26 protein-coding genes are annotated in these 21184 nt (G+C 58.7%); 3 read left to right on the plus strand and 23 right to left on the minus strand.

Going from position 1 to position 21184, the window contains the following annotated elements; genetic code table 11:
* Positions 1-21: 21 nt before the first annotated feature.
* Complete coding sequence (gene fpr / locus AC3WJW_RS02990; protein ID WP_003443014.1) at positions 22-801, minus strand: ferredoxin-NADP reductase; 780 nt, start codon at positions 799-801, stop codon at positions 22-24.
* A gap of 145 nt (positions 802-946) precedes the next feature.
* On the opposite strand from fpr, the gene AC3WJW_RS02995 reads away from it, so the two are divergent.
* Positions 947-1873 carry a LysR family transcriptional regulator gene (locus tag AC3WJW_RS02995; protein ID WP_033047456.1) on the plus strand — a complete coding sequence of 309 codons (927 nt, stop codon included), beginning with the start codon at positions 947-949 and terminating at the stop codon, positions 1871-1873.
* Here the strand turns inward: AC3WJW_RS02995 and AC3WJW_RS03000 are convergent.
* The 3 genes from AC3WJW_RS03000 to AC3WJW_RS03010 all read right to left on the minus strand — a co-directional run bounded on the left by AC3WJW_RS03000 (position 1870) and on the right by AC3WJW_RS03010 (position 3936).
* The gene (locus AC3WJW_RS03000) at positions 1870-2232 is read right to left on the minus strand and encodes a diacylglycerol kinase (protein ID WP_015093791.1); all 363 of its coding nucleotides are present in this window, start codon (positions 2230-2232) and stop codon (positions 1870-1872) included. The two genes, AC3WJW_RS02995 and AC3WJW_RS03000, sit on opposite strands and share 4 nt — an antisense overlap.
* 76 nt (positions 2233-2308) lie before the next feature.
* On the minus strand, positions 2309-2959 hold the full coding sequence (erdR, locus tag AC3WJW_RS03005) for a response regulator transcription factor ErdR (protein ID WP_007971156.1): 651 nt from the start codon (positions 2957-2959) through the stop codon (positions 2309-2311).
* Between the two features lie 218 nt (positions 2960-3177).
* A complete protein-coding gene (locus AC3WJW_RS03010) occupies positions 3178-3936 on the minus strand; it encodes a tRNA-uridine aminocarboxypropyltransferase (protein WP_493725057.1) in 759 nt (252 codons plus the stop codon).
* Positions 3937-4124: 188 nt separating this feature from the next.
* Between AC3WJW_RS03010 and AC3WJW_RS03015 the strand changes: the two genes are divergently transcribed.
* On the plus strand, positions 4125-4547 hold the full coding sequence (locus AC3WJW_RS03015; protein ID WP_493725058.1) for a PA3611 family quorum-sensing-regulated virulence factor: 423 nt from the start codon (positions 4125-4127) through the stop codon (positions 4545-4547).
* Here the strand turns inward: AC3WJW_RS03015 and AC3WJW_RS03020 are convergent, their stop codons facing one another.
* Positions 4548-4742 (minus strand): hypothetical protein, encoded by a 195-nt coding sequence (locus AC3WJW_RS03020; RefSeq protein ID WP_493725059.1) that lies wholly within the window; start codon positions 4740-4742, stop codon positions 4548-4550.
* A 481-nt stretch (positions 4743-5223) separates the two neighbouring features.
* Here AC3WJW_RS03020 and AC3WJW_RS03025 point away from each other — a divergent pair, with 481 nt between their 5' ends.
* Positions 5224-6342: an LOG family protein gene (locus AC3WJW_RS03025; protein WP_493725060.1), complete on the plus strand. Its 1119-nt coding sequence runs from the start codon at positions 5224-5226 to the stop codon at positions 6340-6342.
* Between the two features lie 45 nt (positions 6343-6387).
* Here the strand turns inward: AC3WJW_RS03025 and recX are convergent, their stop codons facing one another.
* From recX to AC3WJW_RS03115, 18 genes are all read right to left on the minus strand, one after another.
* A complete protein-coding gene (recX, locus tag AC3WJW_RS03030) occupies positions 6388-6855 on the minus strand; it encodes a recombination regulator RecX (protein ID WP_007971150.1) in 468 nt (155 codons plus the stop codon).
* Positions 6856-6863: 8 nt separating this feature from the next.
* The gene (gene recA, locus AC3WJW_RS03035; protein WP_007971148.1) at positions 6864-7922 is read right to left on the minus strand and encodes a recombinase RecA; all 1059 of its coding nucleotides are present in this window, start codon (positions 7920-7922) and stop codon (positions 6864-6866) included.
* Positions 7923-8005: 83 nt separating this feature from the next.
* On the minus strand, positions 8006-8506 hold the full coding sequence (locus AC3WJW_RS03040) for a CinA family protein (protein WP_104450815.1): 501 nt from the start codon (positions 8504-8506) through the stop codon (positions 8006-8008).
* A 79-nt stretch (positions 8507-8585) separates the two neighbouring features.
* A complete protein-coding gene (locus AC3WJW_RS03045; protein WP_493725061.1) occupies positions 8586-9122 on the minus strand; it encodes a lysis system i-spanin subunit Rz in 537 nt (178 codons plus the stop codon).
* A complete protein-coding gene (locus AC3WJW_RS03050) occupies positions 9104-9667 on the minus strand; it encodes a glycoside hydrolase family 19 protein (protein ID WP_493725062.1) in 564 nt (187 codons plus the stop codon). Before AC3WJW_RS03050 ends, AC3WJW_RS03045 begins: the two co-directional genes overlap by 19 nt.
* A 41-nt stretch (positions 9668-9708) precedes the next feature.
* Entirely contained in the window at positions 9709-10725 is a 1017-nt protein-coding gene (locus tag AC3WJW_RS03055; protein WP_493725063.1) for a phage late control D family protein, read from the minus strand.
* A 9-nt stretch (positions 10726-10734) separates the two neighbouring features.
* Positions 10735-10947, minus strand: a complete 213-nt coding sequence (locus AC3WJW_RS03060) for a tail protein X (RefSeq protein WP_102699352.1) — start codon at positions 10945-10947, stop codon at positions 10735-10737.
* Positions 10940-11323 carry a phage tail protein gene (locus tag AC3WJW_RS03065; RefSeq protein WP_007971137.1) on the minus strand — a complete coding sequence of 128 codons (384 nt, stop codon included), beginning with the start codon at positions 11321-11323 and terminating at the stop codon, positions 10940-10942. The genes AC3WJW_RS03060 and AC3WJW_RS03065 overlap by 8 nt, the downstream gene beginning before the upstream one ends.
* Positions 11323-13647 carry a phage tail tape measure protein gene (locus tag AC3WJW_RS03070; RefSeq protein WP_493725064.1) on the minus strand — a complete coding sequence of 775 codons (2325 nt, stop codon included), beginning with the start codon at positions 13645-13647 and terminating at the stop codon, positions 11323-11325. Before AC3WJW_RS03070 ends, AC3WJW_RS03065 begins: the two co-directional genes overlap by 1 nt.
* 128 nt (positions 13648-13775) lie before the next feature.
* Positions 13776-14360 (minus strand): phage tail assembly protein, encoded by a 585-nt coding sequence (locus AC3WJW_RS03075; protein WP_493725065.1) that lies wholly within the window; start codon positions 14358-14360, stop codon positions 13776-13778.
* 91 nt (positions 14361-14451) lie between these two features.
* A complete protein-coding gene (locus AC3WJW_RS03080) occupies positions 14452-14958 on the minus strand; it encodes a phage major tail tube protein (RefSeq protein ID WP_493725066.1) in 507 nt (168 codons plus the stop codon).
* The gene (locus AC3WJW_RS03085; protein ID WP_493725067.1) at positions 14958-16124 is read right to left on the minus strand and encodes a phage tail sheath protein; all 1167 of its coding nucleotides are present in this window, start codon (positions 16122-16124) and stop codon (positions 14958-14960) included. Before AC3WJW_RS03085 ends, AC3WJW_RS03080 begins: the two co-directional genes overlap by 1 nt.
* Position 16125: 1 nt before the next feature.
* Positions 16126-16335 carry a hypothetical protein gene (locus AC3WJW_RS03090; protein WP_493725068.1) on the minus strand — a complete coding sequence of 70 codons (210 nt, stop codon included), beginning with the start codon at positions 16333-16335 and terminating at the stop codon, positions 16126-16128.
* A gap of 91 nt (positions 16336-16426) precedes the next feature.
* Positions 16427-16855 (minus strand): phage tail protein, encoded by a 429-nt coding sequence (locus AC3WJW_RS03095; RefSeq protein WP_493725069.1) that lies wholly within the window; start codon positions 16853-16855, stop codon positions 16427-16429.
* A 53-nt stretch (positions 16856-16908) separates the two neighbouring features.
* Complete coding sequence (locus tag AC3WJW_RS03100) at positions 16909-19218, minus strand: phage tail protein (RefSeq protein ID WP_493725070.1); 2310 nt, start codon at positions 19216-19218, stop codon at positions 16909-16911.
* On the minus strand, positions 19219-19854 hold the full coding sequence (locus tag AC3WJW_RS03105; RefSeq protein WP_493725071.1) for a phage tail protein I: 636 nt from the start codon (positions 19852-19854) through the stop codon (positions 19219-19221).
* Positions 19851-20846, minus strand: a complete 996-nt coding sequence (locus tag AC3WJW_RS03110; protein WP_493725072.1) for a baseplate J/gp47 family protein — start codon at positions 20844-20846, stop codon at positions 19851-19853. The genes AC3WJW_RS03105 and AC3WJW_RS03110 overlap by 4 nt, the downstream gene beginning before the upstream one ends.
* Positions 20843-21175 carry a phage baseplate protein gene (locus AC3WJW_RS03115; RefSeq protein ID WP_429391195.1) on the minus strand — a complete coding sequence of 111 codons (333 nt, stop codon included), beginning with the start codon at positions 21173-21175 and terminating at the stop codon, positions 20843-20845. Before AC3WJW_RS03115 ends, AC3WJW_RS03110 begins: the two co-directional genes overlap by 4 nt.
* Positions 21176-21184: the final 9 nt, after the last annotated feature.

The following is a 21184-nucleotide window of genomic DNA, read 5'->3' on the forward strand; positions in this document are numbered from 1 at the left end:
CTTTTCAATGATGCAGGTTGCTTATTTCTCTACGAACGCACGCTCGATCAGGTAATCACCCGGCTCGCGCATCCGCGGCGAAACCTTCAAACCGAAGCTGTTCAGCACTTCGCTGGTTTCGTCGAGCATGCTCGGGCTGCCGCACAGCATGGCGCGGTCGTCCTGCGGGTTGATCGGTGGCAGACCGATGTCGCTGAACAGCTTGCCGCTGCGCATCAGGTCGGTCAGGCGGCCTTCGTTCTCGAACGGCTCGCGGGTCACGGTCGGGTAGTAGATCAACTTGTCACGCAGGGCTTCGCCGAAGAATTCGTTCTGCGGCAGGTGCTCGGTGATGAACTCGCGGTAAGCGACTTCGTTGACGTAACGCACGCCGTGGCACAGGATCACTTTTTCGAAACGCTCGTAGGTTTCCGGGTCCTGGATGACGCTCATGAATGGCGCCAGACCGGTACCGGTGCTGAGCAGGTACAAATGTTTGCCAGGCTTCAAGTCATCCAGCACCAGCGTGCCGGTAGGCTTCTTGCTGATGATGATCTCGTCGCCTTCCTTCAGATGCTGCAACTGCGAAGTCAGCGGACCATCAGGCACCTTGATGCTGAAGAACTCGAGATGCTCTTCCCAGTTCGGGCTGGCAATCGAGTAAGCGCGCATAAGCGGGCGGCCGTTGGGTTGTTGCAGGCCGATCATCACGAACTGACCGTTCTCGAAGCGCAGGCCCGGATCACGGGTGCACTTGAAGCTGAACAGAGTGTCGTTCCAGTGGTGAACACTGAGGACACGCTCGTGGTTCATGTTGCTCATGTACGTGGGACTCCTGGAGATTGGTCTGCGCGTGTTCGGTGTGCTCTGCAAGAAAGCCAGCTCTGCGCAATTGCATCGCATTCTAAAGGCAGAGACAATATCTGTTAAATGGATTATTAAGATAAGGGTTATCGGTTATATCGATATGCGATTTACTCTCCGTCAACTTCAAGTATTCGTCGCCGTCGCCCAGCAGGAAAGCGTGTCCCGTGCTGCGGGCCTGCTCAACCTCTCGCAATCGGCGGCGAGCACCTCGATCACCGAACTGGAGCGCCAGTGCAGCTGCCAACTGTTCGACCGCGCGGGCAAACGGCTGAGTCTGAACGCCCTCGGTAAACAACTATTGCCGCAGGCGGTCGCCCTGCTGGACCAGGCCAAGGAAATCGAAGACCTGCTCAACGGCAAGTCCGGTTTCGGCTCGCTGGCCGTAGGCGCGACCCTGACCATCGGCAATTACCTGGCCACTCTGCTGATCGGCAGCTTCATGCAGCGCCATCCGGAAAGCCAGGTGAAGCTGCACGTGCAGAATACTGCCAACATTGTGCAGCAGGTGGCTCACTATGAAATTGACCTGGGTCTGATCGAAGGCGACTGCAGTCACCCGGACATCGAAGTACAAAGCTGGGTCGAGGACGAACTGGTGGTGTTTTGCGCCCCTCAGCATCCGCTGGCCAAGCGCGGCACGGCCACCATGGACGAGTTGAGCCACGAAGCGTGGATCTTGCGCGAACAGGGTTCCGGCACACGTTTGACCTTCGATCAAGCCATGCGTCATCACCGTTCTTCTTTGAATATCCGTCTGGAGCTTGAGCACACCGAAGCGATCAAGCGCGCGGTGGAGTCAGGTTTGGGGATTGGCTGCATTTCCCGGCTGGCTTTGCGCGACGCATTCCGTCGCGGCAGCCTGGTGCCTGTCGAAACGCCGGATCTTGACCTGGCACGACAGTTTTATTTCATCTGGCATAAACAGAAATATCAGACCTCGGCGATGCGCGAATTCCTCGATCTGTGCCGCGCCTTCACCGCCGGGGTTCAGCGCAGCGACGAGATCGTGCTGCCGACGATCGCTTAGAGCAGGATGACCGCCCACACCAGGGCAATCATGCTCAATGCCACGAACTGGGCGGCACTGCCCATGTCCTTGGCATTCTTGGACAGCGGGTGCCGTTCAAGGGATATGCGGTCGATGGCCGCTTCCACCGCCGAATTGAGCAACTCGACGATCAACGCCAACAGGCAGACCGCGATCAACAACGCCTGTTCGACCCGGCTGACATTCAGGAAGAACGACAAGGGAATCAGGATGACGTTGAGCAATACCAGTTGCCGAAAGGCGGCTTCGCCGGTGAAGGCTGCGCGCAGGCCGTCCAGCGAATAACCGGAGGCATTGAGGATTCGTTTCAGACCGGTCTGGCCTTTGAAAGGTGACATAGAGTGGGCAACTGACAAAAAAGGAAGTGGGAAAGCTAGTTCAACCAAAGTCAAAAAAGCGTGAAGTTGCCAGCCTTTAATGGCTGGAAGTTGACTCAAGTTGTTGCAAGAGCAGCGCAGCCTGGGTCCGGGTCCGCACATTCAGTTTACGGAAAATCGCGGTCACGTGCGCCTTGATAGTCGCCTCGGAAACACTCAACTCGTAGGCGATCTGCTTGTTCAGCAAGCCTTCGCAGACCATGGTCAGCACCCGGAATTGCTGCGGTGTCAGACTGGCAAGGCCTTCGCTGGCCGCCTTGGCCTCTGCCGAAACGCTGACCGCTTCGAACGCCTGCGGTGGCCAGAACACATCGCCATCGAGGACCGCACGCACGGCTTTCTGGATCACACTCAAGTCGCTGGATTTGGGAATGAAACCACTGGCGCCGAACTCACGGGACTTGACCATGATGGTCGGCTCTTCCTGGGCCGAGACCATGACCACAGGAATCTGCGGGTACTGACCGCGCAGCAGGACCAGCCCGGAAAAACCGTAGGCCCCCGGCATGTTCAGGTCCAGCAGTACCAGATCCCAGTCGGACTTTTCTGTCAGGCGGACTTCCAGTTCGGCAATGCTCGCCACCTCCACCAGACGGACATCCGGGCCAAGGCCCAGGGTCAACGCTTGATGCAAGGCACTACGAAACAGCGGATGGTCATCGGCAATCAGGATTTCGTATGTGGCCATTTTTCAAATGATCCTGTTTTTCATGAGACGCCCGATGCATTCGGACCTCGCCAAAGCACCTCAAGGCACAGCCATGGAGCTGCATTGACCAGGCACGTTCAACGCAAGAAACGCCATTGCAAACGCTGGCCGCACCCTGATCGGCGCCAAGCATGCCCAGCGAAGCCGGGGTGGTCAAGCCGCATGCCCGGTACAGTTTATTGCAGTATGAGCGACAATCAGCCCACCAATGGAGTGACCGACTGGACATAGGGCATCAACTCGGCATGCGCCGGGGTCGAAACGTTCATGTCCAGCTGATGTTTGGCGTCGAGGTAATGCTGGCTGAACACATCAAAGTAGGCATCCAGCGCCGAGGCTGCGTCGACATCGCCCGCAAGGTCGAGACACAGCGCCGCCACTTCAGCCGTGCACAGATGCTCACTGCGGGTCGAGCGGCGCAACCGATAGCGCGAGAGTTTTTCGGGCAGCAGGCTGAGGATCGGCAATCGATCGAAATAGGGACTCTTGCGAAAGATCTTCCGCGCCTCCGTCCAGGTCGCGTCCAACAGAATGAACAACGGACGCTTCGTGCCATCGACATCCACACTGTTTGTCACCCGCTCAGGCTCGACATATTCACCCGGAAACACCAGGTACGGCTGCCATTGCGGATCGGACAACAGCGCCAGCAACTTCGGATCGACCTCCGTACGGGACCAGATGAAGGCGTGGTTGTCAGGGACCACATCGGCGATCAGCCAACCGGTGTTGCTCGGTTTGAACACCTCCTTGTTGGTCATGATCAGACACACGCCGGAGCGGGTCGCGACCTGCGGACGCCATGCGCACAAACAGTGGCTCTCGATCACCCGGCAGTCACGGCAACGCGGCGCGCGCCAGCCGCGGGCCTGAATCGGCTTGATACCCTCCTCCTCACGCTGATCGCGCAAGCGGGCTACGGCATTCAAGGCAAAGCGCGCGGGGGTGGGGCTCATAGCGGGCAACGCCCACAGAGAAGGAAACTCGACACGAAACACACTCGACAGGGTAAAAAGTGCCAGCAGTTTACCAGACCGCCCGGCGCAAGCCTGTACCGTCCAGCCCGCCTCCCCTATAATTCGCCGCCACTGAACGCACAGTCACGTGACGGGTCAAACCCCCATCACTGAACCAGGAGAGTTTCATGCTGCGCCTTATCGTTCCTACCGCGGCCATTTTGCTGGCGTCGTCCCTCAATGCCCAGGCTGCGTCCTTGAAAGACACGGAACTGAACAGAATGCTGCAAAACGTCGCCACCCAGAGCAGCGTCGGCACTCCACGAGCGATCAACGAAGACATACTCGATCAAGGCTACACCGTTGAAGGCAAACAGCTGATCAACCACCTGAGTGTGCAGAGCAGCCACGCCGACAAGATGCGTGCAGACCCCAAAGCGGTGTACTTCCAGCTGGGCGCTTCTGTCTGCAGAAACGAAGGGTTTCGCAAGCTGATGGCGAAGGGCGCGATCATGCGTTACGACTTCACCGAGGTGAAGACCAACCGTCCGGTCGGCTCCGCCAGCTTCCAGGAATCGGATTGCCTGCAACCGGCCAAGAAGAAAAAGTAATCACCGGGAATTGGCGCGCCGCTGTTCATCTTCGGCGCGCAATTCTGCCAGCAGCGCCTGCAAGTAATGCGAACGGCGTTCGCCGCCACGCAAACGCCGGCAGCACTCCTCTTCGAGGCTCAATTGATTGGCCTCGGCTGATGACTTCAACAATCGATACAGTTGCGTATCGACCTCCAGAACGACTCTGGCCATGGTTTCCCGCCTCCCTGCACTTCACTCATGTTTGAGCGATTGAATCCTTGAACTGCATGTACCGTGCGCCCTGCCGTTGACGCAAAGTTGTCGTGTGGCACCTGTAACTTAGTAAATCAGAGTGCGGCACAGGCGACGCCTGTTCAGACGAGCGGTGAAACCACCTTGCAAATCGTCAATAAGCGGTTGCCAGCAAAGACGTTGTGGCGCAATGATCAATCAGCGCAAATCATTGTGAAGGTCTAGATTTCAGGTATCCACCTTCACTTTTTCAGGGCTGGAAAGGGGCTGGCCGTCGCTTGTCGTGTTGTGCGATTGTTTCTTTCATCCAAGGGAAAAACAGAACCTGTTTGGATGATCCGATGCCATTCGGGTCAAGTAGATCGCCCAGGCATGGGCCTGGGCAGACAGCGACACATGAAGTGTCGTGGCACCGGCGTACGTTGTCGGGCCGAGGGTTCTGTGCAGAAGGAGAAGTTGAATGCCTTACCAACCGAATGACCTCCTGAGCCGTCATTTCGAAGAAAGCGGCCACGACCTCCTCAGCAAGGTCGAAGAACAACTCAAGCTGATTTCACCCAACAGCCCGAACATCCCGATCTACCGTGACATGATCCTGACCGTGCTGCGCATGGCCCAGGAAGACCACAACCGCTGGAACGCCAAAATCACCCTGCAAGCCCTGCGCGAACTGGAACAGGCTTTCCGCGTGCTCGAACAATTCAAGGGACGGCGCAAGGTCACTGTTTTCGGCTCGGCCCGTACCCCCATGGAACATCCGCTCTACAGGATGGCCCGGGAACTCGGCGCCGCTCTGGCGCGCTCGGACATGATGGTCATTACCGGTGCCGGTGGCGGCATCATGGCCGCTGCCCACGAGGGAGCCGGCCTGACACATAGCCTGGGGTTCAACATCACCCTGCCCTTCGAGCAGCATGCCAACCCCACTGTCGACGGCACGACCAACCTGCTGCCCTTCCATTTCTTCTTCACCCGCAAGCTGTTCTTCGTCAAGGAAGCCGATGCCCTGGTGCTGTGCCCGGGCGGCTTTGGCACGCTGGATGAAGCCCTGGAAGTGCTGACGCTGATCCAGACCGGCAAGAGCCCATTGGTGCCCGTGGTGCTGCTCGACGCGCCGGGCGGTAAGTTCTGGCAAGGCGCACTGGACTTCATTCACCAGCAACTGGAGGAAAACCATTACATCCTGCCCACTGACATGAAGCTGGTGAGACTGGTCTACAACGTCGAAGAAGCGGTAGAGCACATCAACCAGTTCTACAGCAACTTCCACTCCAGTCGCTGGCTCAAGCATCAGTTCCTGATTCGCATGAATCACTCACTCAACGACCAGGCACTCGAACACATGCAGGAGGCTTTCGCCGACCTGTGCCTGAGCGATCATTTCCATCAGCATACTTACAGCGGCGAGGAACACGACGAAGCCGAATTCAGCCATCTGGCGCGACTGGTCTTCAACTTCAACGCCCGCAATCATGGCCGCCTGCGCGAACTTGTGGACTACATCAACCTGCCGGAAAACTGGGCACAATCAAAATCCCAGGCACAACAACGCACGCGGGAGCCGTCAAAGGTGACGTGATGCATAAAAAAACGGCCCGCTATCGAAATAGCGGGCCGTTTCAGTTCAGTCGTCCATCCCTCGACCGCTGAACAAGCGGTTGATCATTTCCATGGAGTACCCCCGATACGCCAGGAATCGGCCTTGTTTGGCTCGCTCCCGGACATCTGCCGGCAATTGCCCGGAGAATTTACGTCGCCAGGTGTCGGCCAACTGCTCCTGCCAGTCGATACCGCTCTCACGCAGGGCGAGTTCAATGTCGATGCGTTGCAGGCCGCGCTGGCTCAACTCTTCACGAATGCGTAAAGGGCCATATCCGGAACGGGCGCGGTAGGAAACGAAACTTTCGAGGTAGCGGGTTTCAGACAACAACCCCTCTTCCGTCAACCGGTCGAGTGCTGTTTCGATCATTTCAGGGAGGGCGCCGCGCTGACGCAGTTTACGCGTCAGCTCGACACGACCGTGCTCGCGTCGTGCGAGCAGGTCCATTGCGGTTCGCCGCACCGCGACGAGTGTATCGAGTACGGCGGTCATCGCTTCGATCAGATATCAGCGTCAACCAGGTCGTCTTCGGTCTCTTTGACCGCAGAGGCTTTGGCGTCTGCTACGGATGCCGGGGACAGGAGCTTGTCACGCAGTTGCTTCTCCAGTTTTGCCGCGACTTCCGGGTTGTCCGCCAGGAACTTGGCCGAGTTGGCCTTGCCCTGACCGATCTTGGTGCCTTCATAGGCATACCAGGCGCCGGACTTCTCGACGAAACCGTGCAGAACACCCAGGTCGATCATCTCACCGTTGAGGTAGATGCCCTTGCCGTAAAGAATCTGGAACTCGGCCTGACGGAACGGCGAAGCCACCTTGTTCTTCACGACCTTGACGCGGGTTTCGCTACCGACGACTTCATCACCTTCCTTCACCGCGCCAGTACGACGGATGTCCAGACGAACCGATGCGTAGAACTTCAGCGCGTTACCACCGGTGGTGGTTTCCGGGCTGCCGAACATCACGCCGATCTTCATGCGGATCTGGTTGATGAAGATCACCAGGCAGTTGGCGTTCTTGATGTTACCGGTGATTTTACGCAGCGCCTGGGACATCAGGCGGGCTTGCAGGCCCACGTGCATGTCACCCATTTCGCCTTCGATTTCAGCCTTTGGCACCAGCGCGGCCACGGAGTCGACGATGATCACGTCAACCGCGTTGGAACGCACCAGCATGTCGGTGATTTCCAGGGCCTGCTCGCCGGTGTCCGGCTGGGAAACCAGCAGGTCGTCGACGTTGACGCCCAGCTTGCCGGCGTACTCAGGGTCGAGGGCGTGTTCGGCGTCGACGAATGCGCAGGTCGCGCCGGCTTTTTGAGCCTGGGCGATCACCGACAAGGTCAGCGTGGTTTTACCGGAAGATTCAGGACCGTAGATTTCAACAATACGGCCTTTTGGCAGGCCGCCGATGCCGAGAGCGATGTCCAGACCCAGAGAGCCAGTGGAAATGGCCGGGATCGCCTGACGGTCCTGATCGCCCATACGCATTACGGCACCCTTGCCGAATTGACGTTCGATCTGACCCAGGGCCGCAGCCAAGGCTTTCTTCTTGTTGTCGTCCATTAAAGTCCTCACGTAATCAATAAGGCCTGACGGCCAACACCTGTATAAGTAGCCAGTATTATTCCACAGCGATTCCGGATCGCCTACCCCTGATTTGAGATTTCTGCCGCGGTATAGCGCAGCAGCCCCTCTAGCGCGGCCTTCACCGTTTGTCGGCGCACCTCGTCGCGGTCACCGGCGAAGTGTTGCAACTCGCTGAACACTCGCTCGCCCACGCCCCAGGCCAGCCAAACCGTCCCCACCGGTTTGCTCGGCGAGCCTCCGTCCGGCCCGGCTACACCACTGACCGCCACGGAAAAATACGCGCGACTTTTCTCCTGCGCACCCCTGGCCATCGCTTCGACCACCTCGCGACTGACCGCCCCCACCGTGGTGAACAACTCCACAGGAACATCCAGTTGCAGGTTCTTCTGCAGATTGGAATAGGTGACGTAACCGGCCTCGAACCACGCCGAGCTGCCCGGAATACGGGTGATCGCCTCGGCGATCCCGCCTCCGGTGCAGGACTCGGCCGTGGAAACGTGGGCATTGAGTATCTGCAATTGCCTGCCAAGGTCAGCGGCGAGCTGGGTAATTACTTTCACGGTCATCTCCTGATGGGGCGGGATGGGTTAACCGTACACCAGCAGACCGCACTTGCAAGCGACAGGCCCGATCAAAATGTTAGTGCGCAAGTGCTCTGACATAGGCCTGACAAGCCTGCAAGGCAATCAATCCGCGGTCGCCGGCGTCGGTAATGGCGATAATTCGTCGAGCATGCGCCGGGTCAAGTCGGGCGCGTACGGCGCCATGATCCACGCCGCCGGGGCCGGAGGTGCCTGGCACTGCGCGGTCGGGGGCAACATCCTCTGCACCGAGGAGGACTGACAGGCGCAGATCAGCAGTGGCAAGACGGTCGCGCAGGCGATCCTGATCACGTTGAACATCGCTTAGCACTCGGTAATGTTTTTTTTCGCTGGTGGACAATTGCTGCTCCAGGGAGAGGCGCTTGTCCTGCTCCGCCTGCCTCTGGGTTTGGGCAACCAGGGTCAGTTGATTCAGCGTTTCATGGTGCAACCTGACCTGTTCCTCCAGTTGCCCCGCATAGCGCCAATCCTGAATACGCCAGGCCAGCGCCGCCGAGCCGCCCGCCAGCACCACCAGTAAAACAACACTGACGGCCGTTTGGTAAGGCGCCGAAATCAAACCGAAGGCTGACATAACACTGCCCGCGCCCGCGCCCATAGCTGCAAGCGATCCTGTAGCCCGTTCAAACCGCCGTTGATGCGGCGGGTGATGCTGTTGAACTGGTCGCGATCGGCCAATTCGTTCAGACCGTTTTGCGCCCAATACCACGCAGCGGATTCGGCAGCCCATTGCGGTTGCTCGAGCAGTTCAGGCGCGGTCAGCAGGCGTTCGTCGCCGAACAGGCCGAGGCTGCACTGACGGTAGTTGTTGCGACCGGTGACCTGAATCAAACCGCGTCCACGGTACTTCTGGCCGTCGCAGTCAGGTTCTGCGGAATTGCCCAGGCGAACAGCCAGGGCACCCGTATCGTAATGGCTCAGGTACTGATCGCTGCCCAACTCCCGCACGAACTGCAACTGCCCGGACTCATGACCGACTTGCGCGAGGAACGCAGCGATGCGTTTGGGCGTATTGATGCGGTGATTAGCCATGGCAATTTTGAGAACAGAAATAAAAACGCCCGCTTGGGTGCGGGCGCCTGGCATGATTTTGAGAAGTTGCCGTTCAGTCAGCGGCATGGTTTGACCTCAATTGATTGATAAACGGTGTAGTCACGGTGTTACGAAGCAGAAGCCAGGCAAGTCGCTGCAATCGTGCAACGATAGCTGTCCTTTCGACTTCCACTGGCGGTGACCTTGTCGATCGACCAGCGCCCTCGCATGAAGTCAGGCCAAGTGTCATCCAGCACCACCAGTCCCTCTGCGCCCAATGCCGGATTGCCCGGGCAAACAATGTTTACCTTGAGCGTTTCGCGCATCATCCGGCGCACTTCACCTTCCGCGGCAGCTCGAGCCTCATCGGCTCCCTGACAGCGCTTGCGCAGCGTCTTGAACGGCGCAATGCCGCTCTCCTCCACTCGCTCTTGACCCGCCGCTGCGTCCCACCAACTTATCTTGCAACCCTGGTATTTGGCGCGGGCAGTTTCATCCAGGGTCGCAGAGACAAAGGCGTTGTCTCCCGGATGATTGTTGGTGGTCACTGACAGTATTACCGGCGCCAGAATCTTGCCCGACAGCGATTTCACCTGCCCCCGCCGCGCCAGCACATACAATTCGTTGAACGGTTTGGCGACAGCGTCGTGCAGGTAGGCCAACCGGGTCAAAAACCCCATGTCCGTTTCATTGGACTGATCAATGTGCGCAATTTTAATCAGCGCCAGATCCGGGGCCACGCGCGGGGAAAATCCGTGCCTGGAGGTCAATTGTCGAAACAGCGCTCCCAGGGTCGTAGGCCCGTGGCTGACCGATCGACGCTGTTTGAACCCGGTTTGATCCGCCGCACTGAACGGCGCAGCCGTGGCCACCAGCGTCAGGCGCAAGGGGAACAGGGTTGGCGTACGCCGGGTAATGACGAACTCTCCCTTATCCACCAGCCCCGACTCCAGATAACCCACCCGCAGGCCGATTTTTCCGCCCAGGTCGGGCAACCCTTCAAGACCTTGCAGATCAATCGAGAGTGTCAGTTGATCGGACTCGATGCCCGCCGCGTCGACATGTTGCCAATTGAGCAAGCGTTCGTTGAGCAGCACCGCATTGGCGCCGTAGATTTCCACCGCTGGCGTGAATCCCAGTGACATGCCGCCTCCTTAATCCCAGGCCGAAACCGGTGTGGGTGAAACGGGTTTTGAGTCCACCTCCGGCAGAACAACCCACACCCCTGCCGGCAGTACCGCAGCGTGCTCGGCAAGCTCCGGATTAAGACGCCACAGCGCTTCCTCGGCAGCGTCGTCACAACGCTCAAGCTCACGGTACAACAACAGATTCACCGAATCACCGGCGATGCTTCGAACCCTACGCATTGGCGAACTCCATCAATTCAATCACCCAGTCGACCACCATCGCGGTGCCGTCATCGATGATGTTGTTTTGGGTTTCCGACAGACTGCTGATCCGCCACAGGCCCCAGTTACGGCCAATGCCATCCACCAATGGCAACGGCGTGCGCAAGGCCTGCAAGGCGCGCAATTCATCGAGTCGATCCATGGCGGTCGCGTACATCGACTTGCCGGTGATCGTCAGGGTTTGCAGGCCCTGGCCGGTCTGCGTGGTTTTGGGCTTGCTGGTGAGGATATCGATGTTCGTCCAGCCACCGTCCGACTTGCGAAGCAGGGTGCTGTAGGCAAAATTTCTGGACAGGCCGAAAATGAAACTGCCCAGGACCATTTGCTGGCGCATTACGTACCTCCATCGGTCAGGGCCGCGTCGCTTCGCATCGCGAGTGAGTCAGGCAGGGTCATCAGCCCGAATTGTCCGGTGATTTGCTGAACCACCAGGTTGGCCAATTGGCTGGCACTGGCCTGATCCTGACCGTTGATGTAGATGTTTGCGGTCATGGAGTTTTGCTGATGGGTTGTCTGGGAATCGCTGATGCTTTTACTGACTTGATCCGGGGCCGCGAGCCGATCGGTGTTGGAGGCAATTTTTTCACCCAGCCATTCGCCCGATTCACTTCCAATCCAGCCGCCTACCAACGCCCCGACAACTCCGCCTATAGCCGTGCCGAGCAGCGGAACAACGCTGCCCAAAGAGGCCCCCAAAGACGCGCCAGCGGTAGTTCCCGCCCAACCGCCACCTGCCGCGCCCAGCCCTGTCGTCACCATTCGTTTATCACCGGCAAGCACGCCTTCAACCACATCGGCGGCCGCACTCAAAAACTTCAATGCGCCTGGTGCATTGCGAGAGACCGGGCGCAATGAAGCCGTCGCTCCAGTTAAACGACGAACCGTGACTGAGCGAATACCTTGTTTACCGATGTTTTCCCCAGGTTCCCCAACGGCTTCGGAACGTCGATTCCCGGCCTTCACATCCGGTTTGTCCAGCTTGTCCGGGCTGTCCGACTTGACTGTCTTTTCCGACTGTTCCGATTTGTCCGACCTCTCCGACCGGTCCGACTTGACTGTCTTTTCCGACTTTTCCGACTTGACTGTCTCTTCCGCGCGGTCAGCTTTTCCAACGTCCTCGGAGATCAGTCTACCCAATCGGCGAGGCAGTCTCGCAGCCGCGCCATCCAGCACACGCTTGGCCGCCCGGTTGACTAATTCATCCCCCACAGCCTTGAACAACGCGCTGATCAAAGGTTTTACCGCCGCCGCTACAACCACGATGCCTGCTGCGGTTTTCGGAAAGGCTTCAGCCAGTTCAGTCAGACGATCCGTCAGAGAACCGAGAGAGGTCAGTGCACTATCCGCCACGGGCGTCAGCTCACTGCTGGCGACCATGGACAGACGCTCGTTACGCGCATTGAAGAGATTCCACTGGCCCTGCTGGGTCCTGGATTGTGCCAGCGCATCCTGCTTAACCGCGCCCCCGTTGCCCAGCTCCGACGTGGCGTACTGGCGATTATCCAACACCTGCCAGAAAGCCTGGTTGACCTCGGAAAGACTGTTCGACAGGCGCAACGCCGCTTCACCACTGTCGGCAAACAACGTGGTCGCCAACGATGTGCGTACCTCGGCAGGTTGGTTGTTCAATGCGGCAAGCACCGACATTACAACGCCCGGTGCTTGACCGTCCTGGCGCAACTCGCTGGCCACGACTGCGGGGGCAATATTCAGCTGCTGCCATGCCGTACGCTCGGCCGCGGACACCTTGTCGCCCTTGCCCATCGCGGTAACGATATGACTGAGAGCGGCGCCAGCATCGGCCTTTTGCGTTCCGGTATTCAACAACGCCGCTGTCAGTGCAGCGGCTTGAGCGGGTGTCAGGCCTGCCGCCGTAGCAGCACCGCCGTCACGCTGCAAGACGCCACCGATGTCGGCCGCCGTGGCATCCCCGGGGCTCTTGCCCAAATGGTTGATGGCGTCCGCCAGATCAAAGGACGCCTCACTCGTGAGCTTCATGGAGTTTCGCCAACCGACCATCATCTCTGCGACTTCCATGGCCGGCACTTTGAACGCCGTTGCGGTGACCGCAGCATCACTGGCGAAACTATGCAGTACAAGTTGACGGTCCGAGGCATTGGGCAGAGTACTGACAATCCCTGCCTTGGCAGCCAGGCTCTCAATCTTCAGCAGATCAACCAGACTCGTCCCGCCGGCTGCCACCAGCGGAGCGGTGCTCATGATCAGAGTTGATTGCAGCACCTCCTTGCTCTGGTTCGGGTTGAACCGGGCGGCTTGCCTCAGATCGGCCATGGCCGAGTCAATCTCTATCATCGGTTTGAGCAGATCCGGCGGTTCAATACGGCCACCAGGCTTGTCTGGATCCGCTTGCTCACTGACCGACTCATTTTTGGCATCGGCACCAGGAGATTGCGACAACGAATGCTGAGATGACAGTTTCAGTCTCAATGACTCGATAGCCGTCGTCAGCAGGCTGATTTTTTGCCCAAGCGCTTCCAGCGTCAGACCAAAAGTGGACATTTGTTGCGCAGCAAACACGCCCATGACTTGCACTGGCGAAAGACTCGCCTCTACGGCTGCATCCAGGCTGATATCACCGAACGCCAGCCCCCCTGGATTGATGGCCGCGTTTCTTAGCGAATACTTTTCGTCCGCCATCCCGCTCTACTCCTGTTTCACGCCAAGGCGAGTGATCGCGATGTCGTAGCGGCGTAATGCCTTGCCAGCGTCCCACTCCAGAATCTCCGCCTCACTTACCGGGTAAATGAGCGGCACCACATCGAGGATTACTTCGATGTCGCGCTCCGAAAGAAGTCCGCCGGTTTGTTTAAAAAATCGTCGATGCGCACCTGCAGCTGGGTCCAGTCGGGCACGGTCAGCGAGGCCAGGTCGGGAAGCATCAGGCCGGTGCAGTGGGCAGTGATGAACTCGGCGCGTTCTTTGGCCGTCTTGAGTTTCTTCATCGCCTTGGTCGCGCGCAGCACCGGCATTTCCAGGGTCAATGAAGCCAGCGTGCGCCCCGCTGCCGCGAGGGGTTGCAGCAGGGTCACTTCATCGGGGGAGGTCGACGGTTTTGCCGCGTCTTCGCCTTGTGCCAGGAAGTGCGAGGACGGCAAGGTCGACATTTGATGAACGTATTGCGCGATGCTCACGTAGTCCGGGCGTTTGAGTTGGTCGAGTTCCTTGGCCGACAGCCCGGTGGCCAGCAATGCCAGCTCGAAGAACTGGTCGTCCTCATCATCACCGGCACGGGCCAGGGCTTCTTTTTGCGCGGCGTAGTACAACGGCTTGAGCTGGATTTGCGCGATCTGCGCACCCTCGTCACCGGTGATCGGCGACAACAGGATATGTTTGGGGGGTGTCCATGACATGGCATGAATTCCTTGAAGAATCAGGAAAGCCGCCCGCAGCAGGTCGGCGAACCGACGGGTGAAGGCGGCATGGGGGAAGTTCAGCGAGGTGTTACGGCAGCAATACCGCCCGACGGGCGTCGCCCAGGATGTCGAGGCCGTTGAGCATGAACTTCTGGGTGCGCACATCGATGTCGATCACCGGAATGCCGTTTTCCAGACGGGTATAGGTGCGGCAGGACAAATCCAGCGTGGTGAGGGGTTTTTCGCCCATCTTCAGCTTGCCTTCTTCCAGGGACTTCAGCTTGCCGCCGACCGTGTGGTAGGTGAACCAGGTATTGCCGTCCTGGTCCTGACCGGCTTCACGCACATTCAGCAGGATGTCTTCGCCCATCTTCACGCCCAGTGCCAGCATGATTTCCGGCCCGGCACCTTGCAGGACCAGTTTGGCACCCAGCACTTTGCCGCCCCTGACCATTTCCTCGACGATAAAGCGGCCGCCTGCCATCGGCTCCACTTCGAACTCGATCTTCGGCGGGGTGAACTCCTCCACAGTCGCCGACAACGGCAAGCCTTGCAGGGTGGCCGCGATGGCCTGTCTTACGCGGTTGGTAAACATTAGAGAACGTCCTCCAGGAACTGCTCGATGATTTCATCGCGGGCATTGAGTTGATAAACCATGTGTTCGTTCGGCGCGTAGCGGCCGTAGTCGATGACCACGTACCAGGTGCCGTTCTTGTACTTCTCGACGCTGTTCAATTCCGGGTGCAGGTAGACACTGCCGCCTGGAATGGTTTCGTCGGCGACCAGGGTTTGCAGCCAGTCATTGATGCGCTTGACCTCCTGATCCATGAACGACTTGGTCAGGTTTTTCGCCATGGCCTTCTGGCCGGCTGCCACCAGCTTGCGGCTGATCGCATCTTCGAGGCCGACATAGCTGATGAACTTGCCGGTGATGGAGCGGTTACCCAGCAGCGAGAAGCCACCGAGGACCGTGCGGGCGTAGTAGCTGATGCCATAGCGGTTGAGCAGATCGCCTTCGGTGGAGTTGTCGAGGATGTTGTATTCCACGACCCGGGAAACGTCCTCGGCGAAGGTCACCTGGTTGCCCGGACTTTCCCATTGCTTGACCTTGGCCAGTGCAGCGATGGCCAGGCTCGAAGGCGACAGGAACACGTTTTTCTTCGCCGCCTTGGAGTACACCGATGGCATGTTGTGCACCAGCAGGCATCGATCGAAACCAAGTTCCGCACCGCCCAGTTCCTGGCTGTAAGTCACCTGATCGGCAACGGCGGCATCCTTGCCGTCGAGCACCACACGAGCCTTGATGCGCTTGCCGAATGAGGCAAACTCACTGGCGACCGCCTTGGTACTGGTAAAACCCGGTGCACCGATGATGGTCAGGTCTTCTGGCACGCCGCTGAGTGCAGCGAGACCGAGCTTGCGGCCCGTCAGCGGATCGACGCCGCCGATCACGTTGTTCAGCGTGTCGGCCGGGGTTGTGCCCTCGTCGACGATGACCACGTAGACTGGCACCTTGACCACTTTCAGGATCTGGAAAACCGCATGGAACAGCGTGCCTTCTTCGGCTCCGGTTGGGTCGAGCAGTGCCTGGGTGGTGAAGCTGTTGATGCGAAATGGCGCATTGCGCGGAATCAGCGGATCGGCCTTCGGCGCGGTGCCGATCAGACCGATGACGTTATCACCCAGGCCACCCATGGCCTCGGGGGACTCGGTGGCATTGACGCTAATGCCGTTGTGTTCGAAGTTCAGAACCTCAGCCATATTATTCAGCCTTCTTGGTGGCGGCCTTTTTGGCCGGGTTGGATTCGGCGGTCGATTCGTCCGCCTCGTTTTTCTTCCGTTCAAGGCGACCGGCGCTGCGCAACGCGCTGGCCTCCACATCGAGCAATTTCATTTCCTGGCCGATGCTTGACCAGTGCCCACCCCCAATGGGGAATGGACGGAGCACGGTGTACGTTTGGCGTTCTGTCATTTGCGTTTCTCCATAAACGAAAAAGCCCCTTGGGAAAGGGGCTGTTGGGTGTTGTTTGCCGGAATAGAAAACGCCCCGGCGGTGCGGGGCGTCATATGAGTTTTTCAGCCAGCCAATCCGGTGGTAGCGGACGGTGATCGAGCATCGGAAACTGGCCCGCCTCCGGCCATTTACGCATTGCCTGACGGTATTGCTGCAACCCGCTGTATTGCTCAAGGGTCAGCGTGGTAGCAGACCCGCCTTCCAGTTCGTCGCGGTGCCGCGACACGAAACCATCGGTCGCCAGCAAACGCTCATCGCGCCACTGCCTCTCAACAGCCGCCAACACCTCAGGCGAAGCTGGCGGCGAGTCGACCAGCACAGGCGGCTCAACATCAAAGTCAATTATCTGGCCTGCGACTTGCCCTTCAAGAAGACTGGCATGCAGATCGTGCGAGATCTCAACAGCATCGTCAGGAAGAGCAAGGCTGATGGCATTGTCGAAAAAACTGCGAGTCGATTTGCTCGAAAAAATGGTCATACGTTGCCTCTCAATGGGCAGTTATAAACAAAATCACACATCGGGCAGTCGGACTAGTTGCCAATGGCAATGTATTGACAGCTATTCCCAGGAAGACTGCCGCGCCACACGAAGGAACCTTGCGTCAAAAAGCCTGCACATGCGTAACCAACATTGTTGCTCCCCGCTGTATATCCCTGGCTGATCAGTACCTTTCTGAAAGCATTCGGGAACGCAATAGGCAAGATATTCACCAGGTCCCCAGTCGTGGCCGGCGCAGTTTCGCCCCACTGGATAATCAACCCGCTCGGCAGCTTCTGGTAACCGCTATAACCAGGATTGACGGCGAAAGCTTCTGCGCCAAGCCCTCCACCTCCCAAGTACCACGCATTATTTCGCTTAACTATGCTGACCTTTTCTCCGATCAACGGGGAATACAGATTCCCGCCCGTAAGGCCTTGGATAATCTCAGAGCCATTCCCTTTTATCAGGGCGCCGTTTGAGGTGAACAGAAAATGGAACACCGCCCCATTGGGCGTTGCTGTCAGGGCAGGAAGGGTTGATTGCCAGGCTCCACCAACGATGAATAGCCCTCCAGCCTGTGAGGCAGTTAGCACTGTATGTCCAGCGATCAAGGTCGGATCGCCAGGCAAATTGCCAAGTGCCTGCTGGACAAACGCAGTAGTGGCCAACAACTTGCTGTTGTCGAATTGATCCGGGGTATAGCCGAATACTCGCCCGTACTGCATTTGAGCCGATCCATCCGCCCACCAGGCCGTCGCGCCGTTACTGACCACTTCCAGGGTCGCACCCGGCTGCACAGCAATGCTCGCGACCTGCGCGCCATTACCGGCATTGATCGCGTCAGCCCCGGCACAAACCACGTTGACCACCCCGCTGCCAATGTTGCGAAAGTTGATCGCGCCGCCAGCCGGAAGCGCATTGGCCGCAGGCAGCGTGACCTGGAACGCCCCGATCACCGTTACGATCGTCCCGACCGCCGCGGTGGTTAGCGTCGTGGCTGCGGTCAGGCTGGTAAAGCCGCGATAGTTACCCTGGCTGCGCCGGGTAAACTCTGTCGTGGCGATCGCTTTGGAGTCGTCGAACAACGATTGCGTTGTCCAGTTCGGACCCGACATGATGCCGGCATACTTGAGTGAGACAGAGCCGCCAATCAAACGCCACAAATTGCCAACCCGGACAAACTCCGCCGTATCTCCTTGCACGAGCGAAATGTTCCCCAGATAGTTCACCGCATCGATGATCTCGCCAGGGCCCGAAGTGACGGTGAGGGCTCCCTGCCCGCACACGAGGTAGACAATCGCACCTCGCGGAACGACACCTCCGCCGACAGGAAGGGTCACTGTCGCCGTTCCAACAACCGCAAAGGACGCAACTTTACCGATGTCCGCCAGGGTCATGACCGTGGACGTGGAGTAGTTGGTGTATTCGCCAAACTCCACGCCGCGACGTCTCAGATAGGCCGAGTTGATCAGCAACTGCGAGTTGTCGAATTGCGCCGGCGTATTCGCTGTAGGGCTGATCAGCGCTGGCGAGTCGATCGGTGCAAACCCTTGGGTCACGTTCTGAAAGGTCAGGGCCGTGGTGCCGAGAACAATCACGCCATCGGTGACCAGTTGCCAGATCGTATCGGCATTGCTGCTCCCCTGCTCAACAGAGACCGTCAGCCCTGACGTTACTTCAGCACTTGAATCGGCGTCCTTTGCACGGGTCCAGCCCGCCACAGCCGCGACCCAAATGCCATTGTCCTTTGCCAGGGTCTGACTCTTGACCAGGACACGATCGCCCGCGACAACAGCCACACCATCGATCATTTGAGCACCAGTCAAAGCGATGTTGGCTGTGGTTGCTACTCGTACCGATTGTTTGGCATCAAGCTTGTTCAGCTCTGCCGCTACATAGTCCGCGACCCAGGCTCGCGTCGCTTTAACCACTGTATCGTCAATCAACAGCGTCACCAGCGAAGCATTGCTGGTCTCGAAAATCGAGCGAATGTAAAACTCTTTCCCTGAACCTGAGGTCGCCAGAATAGGCTTGAACGACTCCGGGTATTTGACGATCGCGTAAAGAATGCCGGTGTCCGTCCACAGCCCCGCTTCCCGCACATACCAGCCACCCACCTCCGACGGGATGGTCACCTCGGCCAGCAACCAGCTCGGATTTTTTTCGTCCTGGAACAATGCATTGAGTGGTCCGCGCCACACTTCACGTTTGAGTGCCGTGGCGGTCGCCGCCGGGTTGTAGACCGTGCCGCCGCCGTCACCGACCGATATCTGCGACAGCCTGATAGGAACGCCCGCGGCCTTGCAGGCGGTTTCGTAAGCAATCCCTGCATTGGTGAGCAGGGTGTAATAGTCAGCCATTCAGGCCCCCTGAGGATAAATAGTGGATGTTTCAACGGTGTAGAGGCCGGCGGCCATAAAGGCTTCACCTGATGCCTCCAGCCCTTCGATGACAATCGGATAAACCGTCGCCAGCTCCCCGCAGACGGTCGTCGCGCCGATGACGTGGCTGCCAAAGGCACTCAAGCCGACCGATACCGACACGCTGTCGCGTTCGCTTTTGGCGTCCGCCAGGCGTCGATCCAGACGTGCGTCGATCTCTTCGCTGTAGGGTTGATCGGTAAAAGCCCTGACGGAAAAGCTGTAGGGCGTACCCGGTGGCGTCTGTTCGTACCAGGCACGCACCTCAGGCATCAAGCGCAAGCCCTTGGCGGCGTTTTCCAGCGCCTGCCGCGTGCCGGCCTGCCGGGCGGTGGGCCAGGCAAGACCCACCGTCAAACGTTTTTCCAGCTCTACTGCCTCAGCGTTCCACTCGCTGACACCCCGGTCCGCCGCGAGGTAAGGCAAAAACGCCAAGGGCGTCGCAGCAGGGTTCATCAATTCGGGGAACGGCGGTGCAATGCGTTCAAGCAAAACACTGAAGCCGAGATCGAGGGCTCTTTCCAACGGTGAACTGTTGGCCGGCAACAGGCTCATACGAGGCGTTGGATCACTCATAGGGTGAGTACCTCCACCTCGACACCCGTGCAATAAGGCGCCTCAAAGGCCGTCGTCGCAATCGACTCGAGGGGTTCCAGAATCTCCAGCTGAACCGCCCCGGCGTTATGCAGCGTGTAGTCGATCCAGCTCGGATCGACCCGTCCTTCGAGGCGATGGCAACTGTCGGCATAAACTTGCAACTGCTGCTGTGCAGCGGCTTTCGTCAGCCCCGAATCAGGGCCGGCGTTGATCCTGGCAACCACGCGGATTTTGTAGTTCCGGACACGGGCGCTCTGGACGGTGACCCGATCGGTCTCCGGTCGCACATCAGGGCGGGAAAAATGCTGGCGTACACCCTCGAGCAAATCGTCACTGGCCGTACCATCGCCCTCCCGCGAAAGCACCGTGACCATTACTTCGCCGGGAGCAGTGCGTCGTCCATTACCGTCCTTGATCTGCGCGGCATAGCCGTCCGGGGTGAAGCTATACGTGACAGTGACCTCACCAGCGGTTGCCGTTTCCACCTTCACTGCTGGCCGCTCGCCGAGGGTGAACACTTCCCGGCGATACTGCATCCGCGAACCGGCGGCCGGTGCGTGGGGTGCCAGGTAGTAACGCAACCGGGCATCGTCGTCGCTCTCATACACTGGGGCCACCGGCGGAAACGCCACCGGGTCGCCCGGATCCAGCAATTGGCGTTCAAGGCCCATGTCTGCGAGGCGGGCATCGAGATTGCTGCCGGTAGCCCACCACGCCAGCATCTGCTTGATCCGTGCGTTGTATTTGCGTTCGTGAAGTTGCAAACGCACACAAAACGCCTCTAACGCCAACGTCAGCAGTTCGCTTTCATTCTCAAGGCTGAGCTTGAGCGTTGCCGCACTCTCGGGGGAGCGGGCCCCCACGTACTCGACGACAAACGTCTTGAACTCTGCGAGCAGATCCTCAAAAGCGTCGACGGCGACGATTGCCGGCTCCGACAACTGGTTCTGCCCCGGTATCAACATGCTCATGTCACCACCTCGAAGGTTTGATTACGGTTTTTCCAAGTGCCAGAGAAACGCAGCATCAACCCCGCCCCCTGGCGACTGGCGACAATGACATCTGGCTGGAAATCTCCGATGCCGTTCTGATGGTTGTAAAACGCTTGCGCGGCATGGCTCTGGGCCAGGATCAACAAGTCGTCACCGAGGTTCTGCCCCAATAAATCCGGGATGGCGCAGCCATACAAAGGGCGCTTCTGACGTGTACCCAACGGCGTAGTCAGCGCGCGGGTTGCGCGCTGCACAAATTGAGGCCAGTCGTCGACCGCCGTGCCTGTATTACGATCGATTCCAATCATGGGAAAACT

Source organism: Pseudomonas sp. GW821-FHT07G06 (genome assembly GCF_058986625.1).

Coding starts and splice junctions, on each gene's coding strand:
- recA (WP_007971148.1), bottom strand. CDS start 7,922: ATGGACGACAACAAGAAGAAAGCCTTGGCTGCGGCCCTGGGTCAGATC.
- AC3WJW_RS03105 (WP_493725071.1), bottom strand. CDS start 19,854: ATGAGTGATCCAACGCCTCGTATGAGCCTGTTGCCGGCCAACAGTTCA.
- fpr (WP_003443014.1), bottom strand. CDS start 801: ATGAGCAACATGAACCACGAGCGTGTCCTCAGTGTTCACCACTGGAAC.
- AC3WJW_RS03055 (WP_493725063.1), bottom strand. CDS start 10,725: ATGTCACTGGGATTCACGCCAGCGGTGGAAATCTACGGCGCCAATGCG.
- AC3WJW_RS03115 (WP_429391195.1), bottom strand. CDS start 21,175: ATGATTGGAATCGATCGTAATACAGGCACGGCGGTCGACGACTGGCCT.
- AC3WJW_RS03015 (WP_493725058.1), top strand. CDS start 4,125: ATGCTGCGCCTTATCGTTCCTACCGCGGCCATTTTGCTGGCGTCGTCC.
- AC3WJW_RS03050 (WP_493725062.1), bottom strand. CDS start 9,667: ATGCCGCTGACTGAACGGCAACTTCTCAAAATCATGCCAGGCGCCCGC.
- AC3WJW_RS03000 (WP_015093791.1), bottom strand. CDS start 2,232: ATGTCACCTTTCAAAGGCCAGACCGGTCTGAAACGAATCCTCAATGCC.
- AC3WJW_RS03075 (WP_493725065.1), bottom strand. CDS start 14,360: ATGTCATGGACACCCCCCAAACATATCCTGTTGTCGCCGATCACCGGT.
- AC3WJW_RS03070 (WP_493725064.1), bottom strand. CDS start 13,647: ATGGCGGACGAAAAGTATTCGCTAAGAAACGCGGCCATCAATCCAGGG.
- AC3WJW_RS02995 (WP_033047456.1), top strand. CDS start 947: ATGCGATTTACTCTCCGTCAACTTCAAGTATTCGTCGCCGTCGCCCAG.
- AC3WJW_RS03010 (WP_493725057.1), bottom strand. CDS start 3,936: ATGAGCCCCACCCCCGCGCGCTTTGCCTTGAATGCCGTAGCCCGCTTG.
- AC3WJW_RS03100 (WP_493725070.1), bottom strand. CDS start 19,218: ATGGCTGACTATTACACCCTGCTCACCAATGCAGGGATTGCTTACGAA.
- AC3WJW_RS03025 (WP_493725060.1), top strand. CDS start 5,224: ATGCCTTACCAACCGAATGACCTCCTGAGCCGTCATTTCGAAGAAAGC.
- AC3WJW_RS03020 (WP_493725059.1), bottom strand. CDS start 4,742: ATGGCCAGAGTCGTTCTGGAGGTCGATACGCAACTGTATCGATTGTTG.
- erdR (WP_007971156.1), bottom strand. CDS start 2,959: ATGGCCACATACGAAATCCTGATTGCCGATGACCATCCGCTGTTTCGT.
- recX (WP_007971150.1), bottom strand. CDS start 6,855: ATGACCGCCGTACTCGATACACTCGTCGCGGTGCGGCGAACCGCAATG.
- AC3WJW_RS03080 (WP_493725066.1), bottom strand. CDS start 14,958: ATGTTTACCAACCGCGTAAGACAGGCCATCGCGGCCACCCTGCAAGGC.
- AC3WJW_RS03090 (WP_493725068.1), bottom strand. CDS start 16,335: ATGACAGAACGCCAAACGTACACCGTGCTCCGTCCATTCCCCATTGGG.
- AC3WJW_RS03095 (WP_493725069.1), bottom strand. CDS start 16,855: ATGACCATTTTTTCGAGCAAATCGACTCGCAGTTTTTTCGACAATGCC.
- AC3WJW_RS03110 (WP_493725072.1), bottom strand. CDS start 20,846: ATGAGCATGTTGATACCGGGGCAGAACCAGTTGTCGGAGCCGGCAATC.
- AC3WJW_RS03065 (WP_007971137.1), bottom strand. CDS start 11,323: ATGCGCCAGCAAATGGTCCTGGGCAGTTTCATTTTCGGCCTGTCCAGA.
- AC3WJW_RS03060 (WP_102699352.1), bottom strand. CDS start 10,947: ATGCGTAGGGTTCGAAGCATCGCCGGTGATTCGGTGAATCTGTTGTTG.
- AC3WJW_RS03045 (WP_493725061.1), bottom strand. CDS start 9,122: ATGTCAGCCTTCGGTTTGATTTCGGCGCCTTACCAAACGGCCGTCAGT.
- AC3WJW_RS03085 (WP_493725067.1), bottom strand. CDS start 16,124: ATGGCTGAGGTTCTGAACTTCGAACACAACGGCATTAGCGTCAATGCC.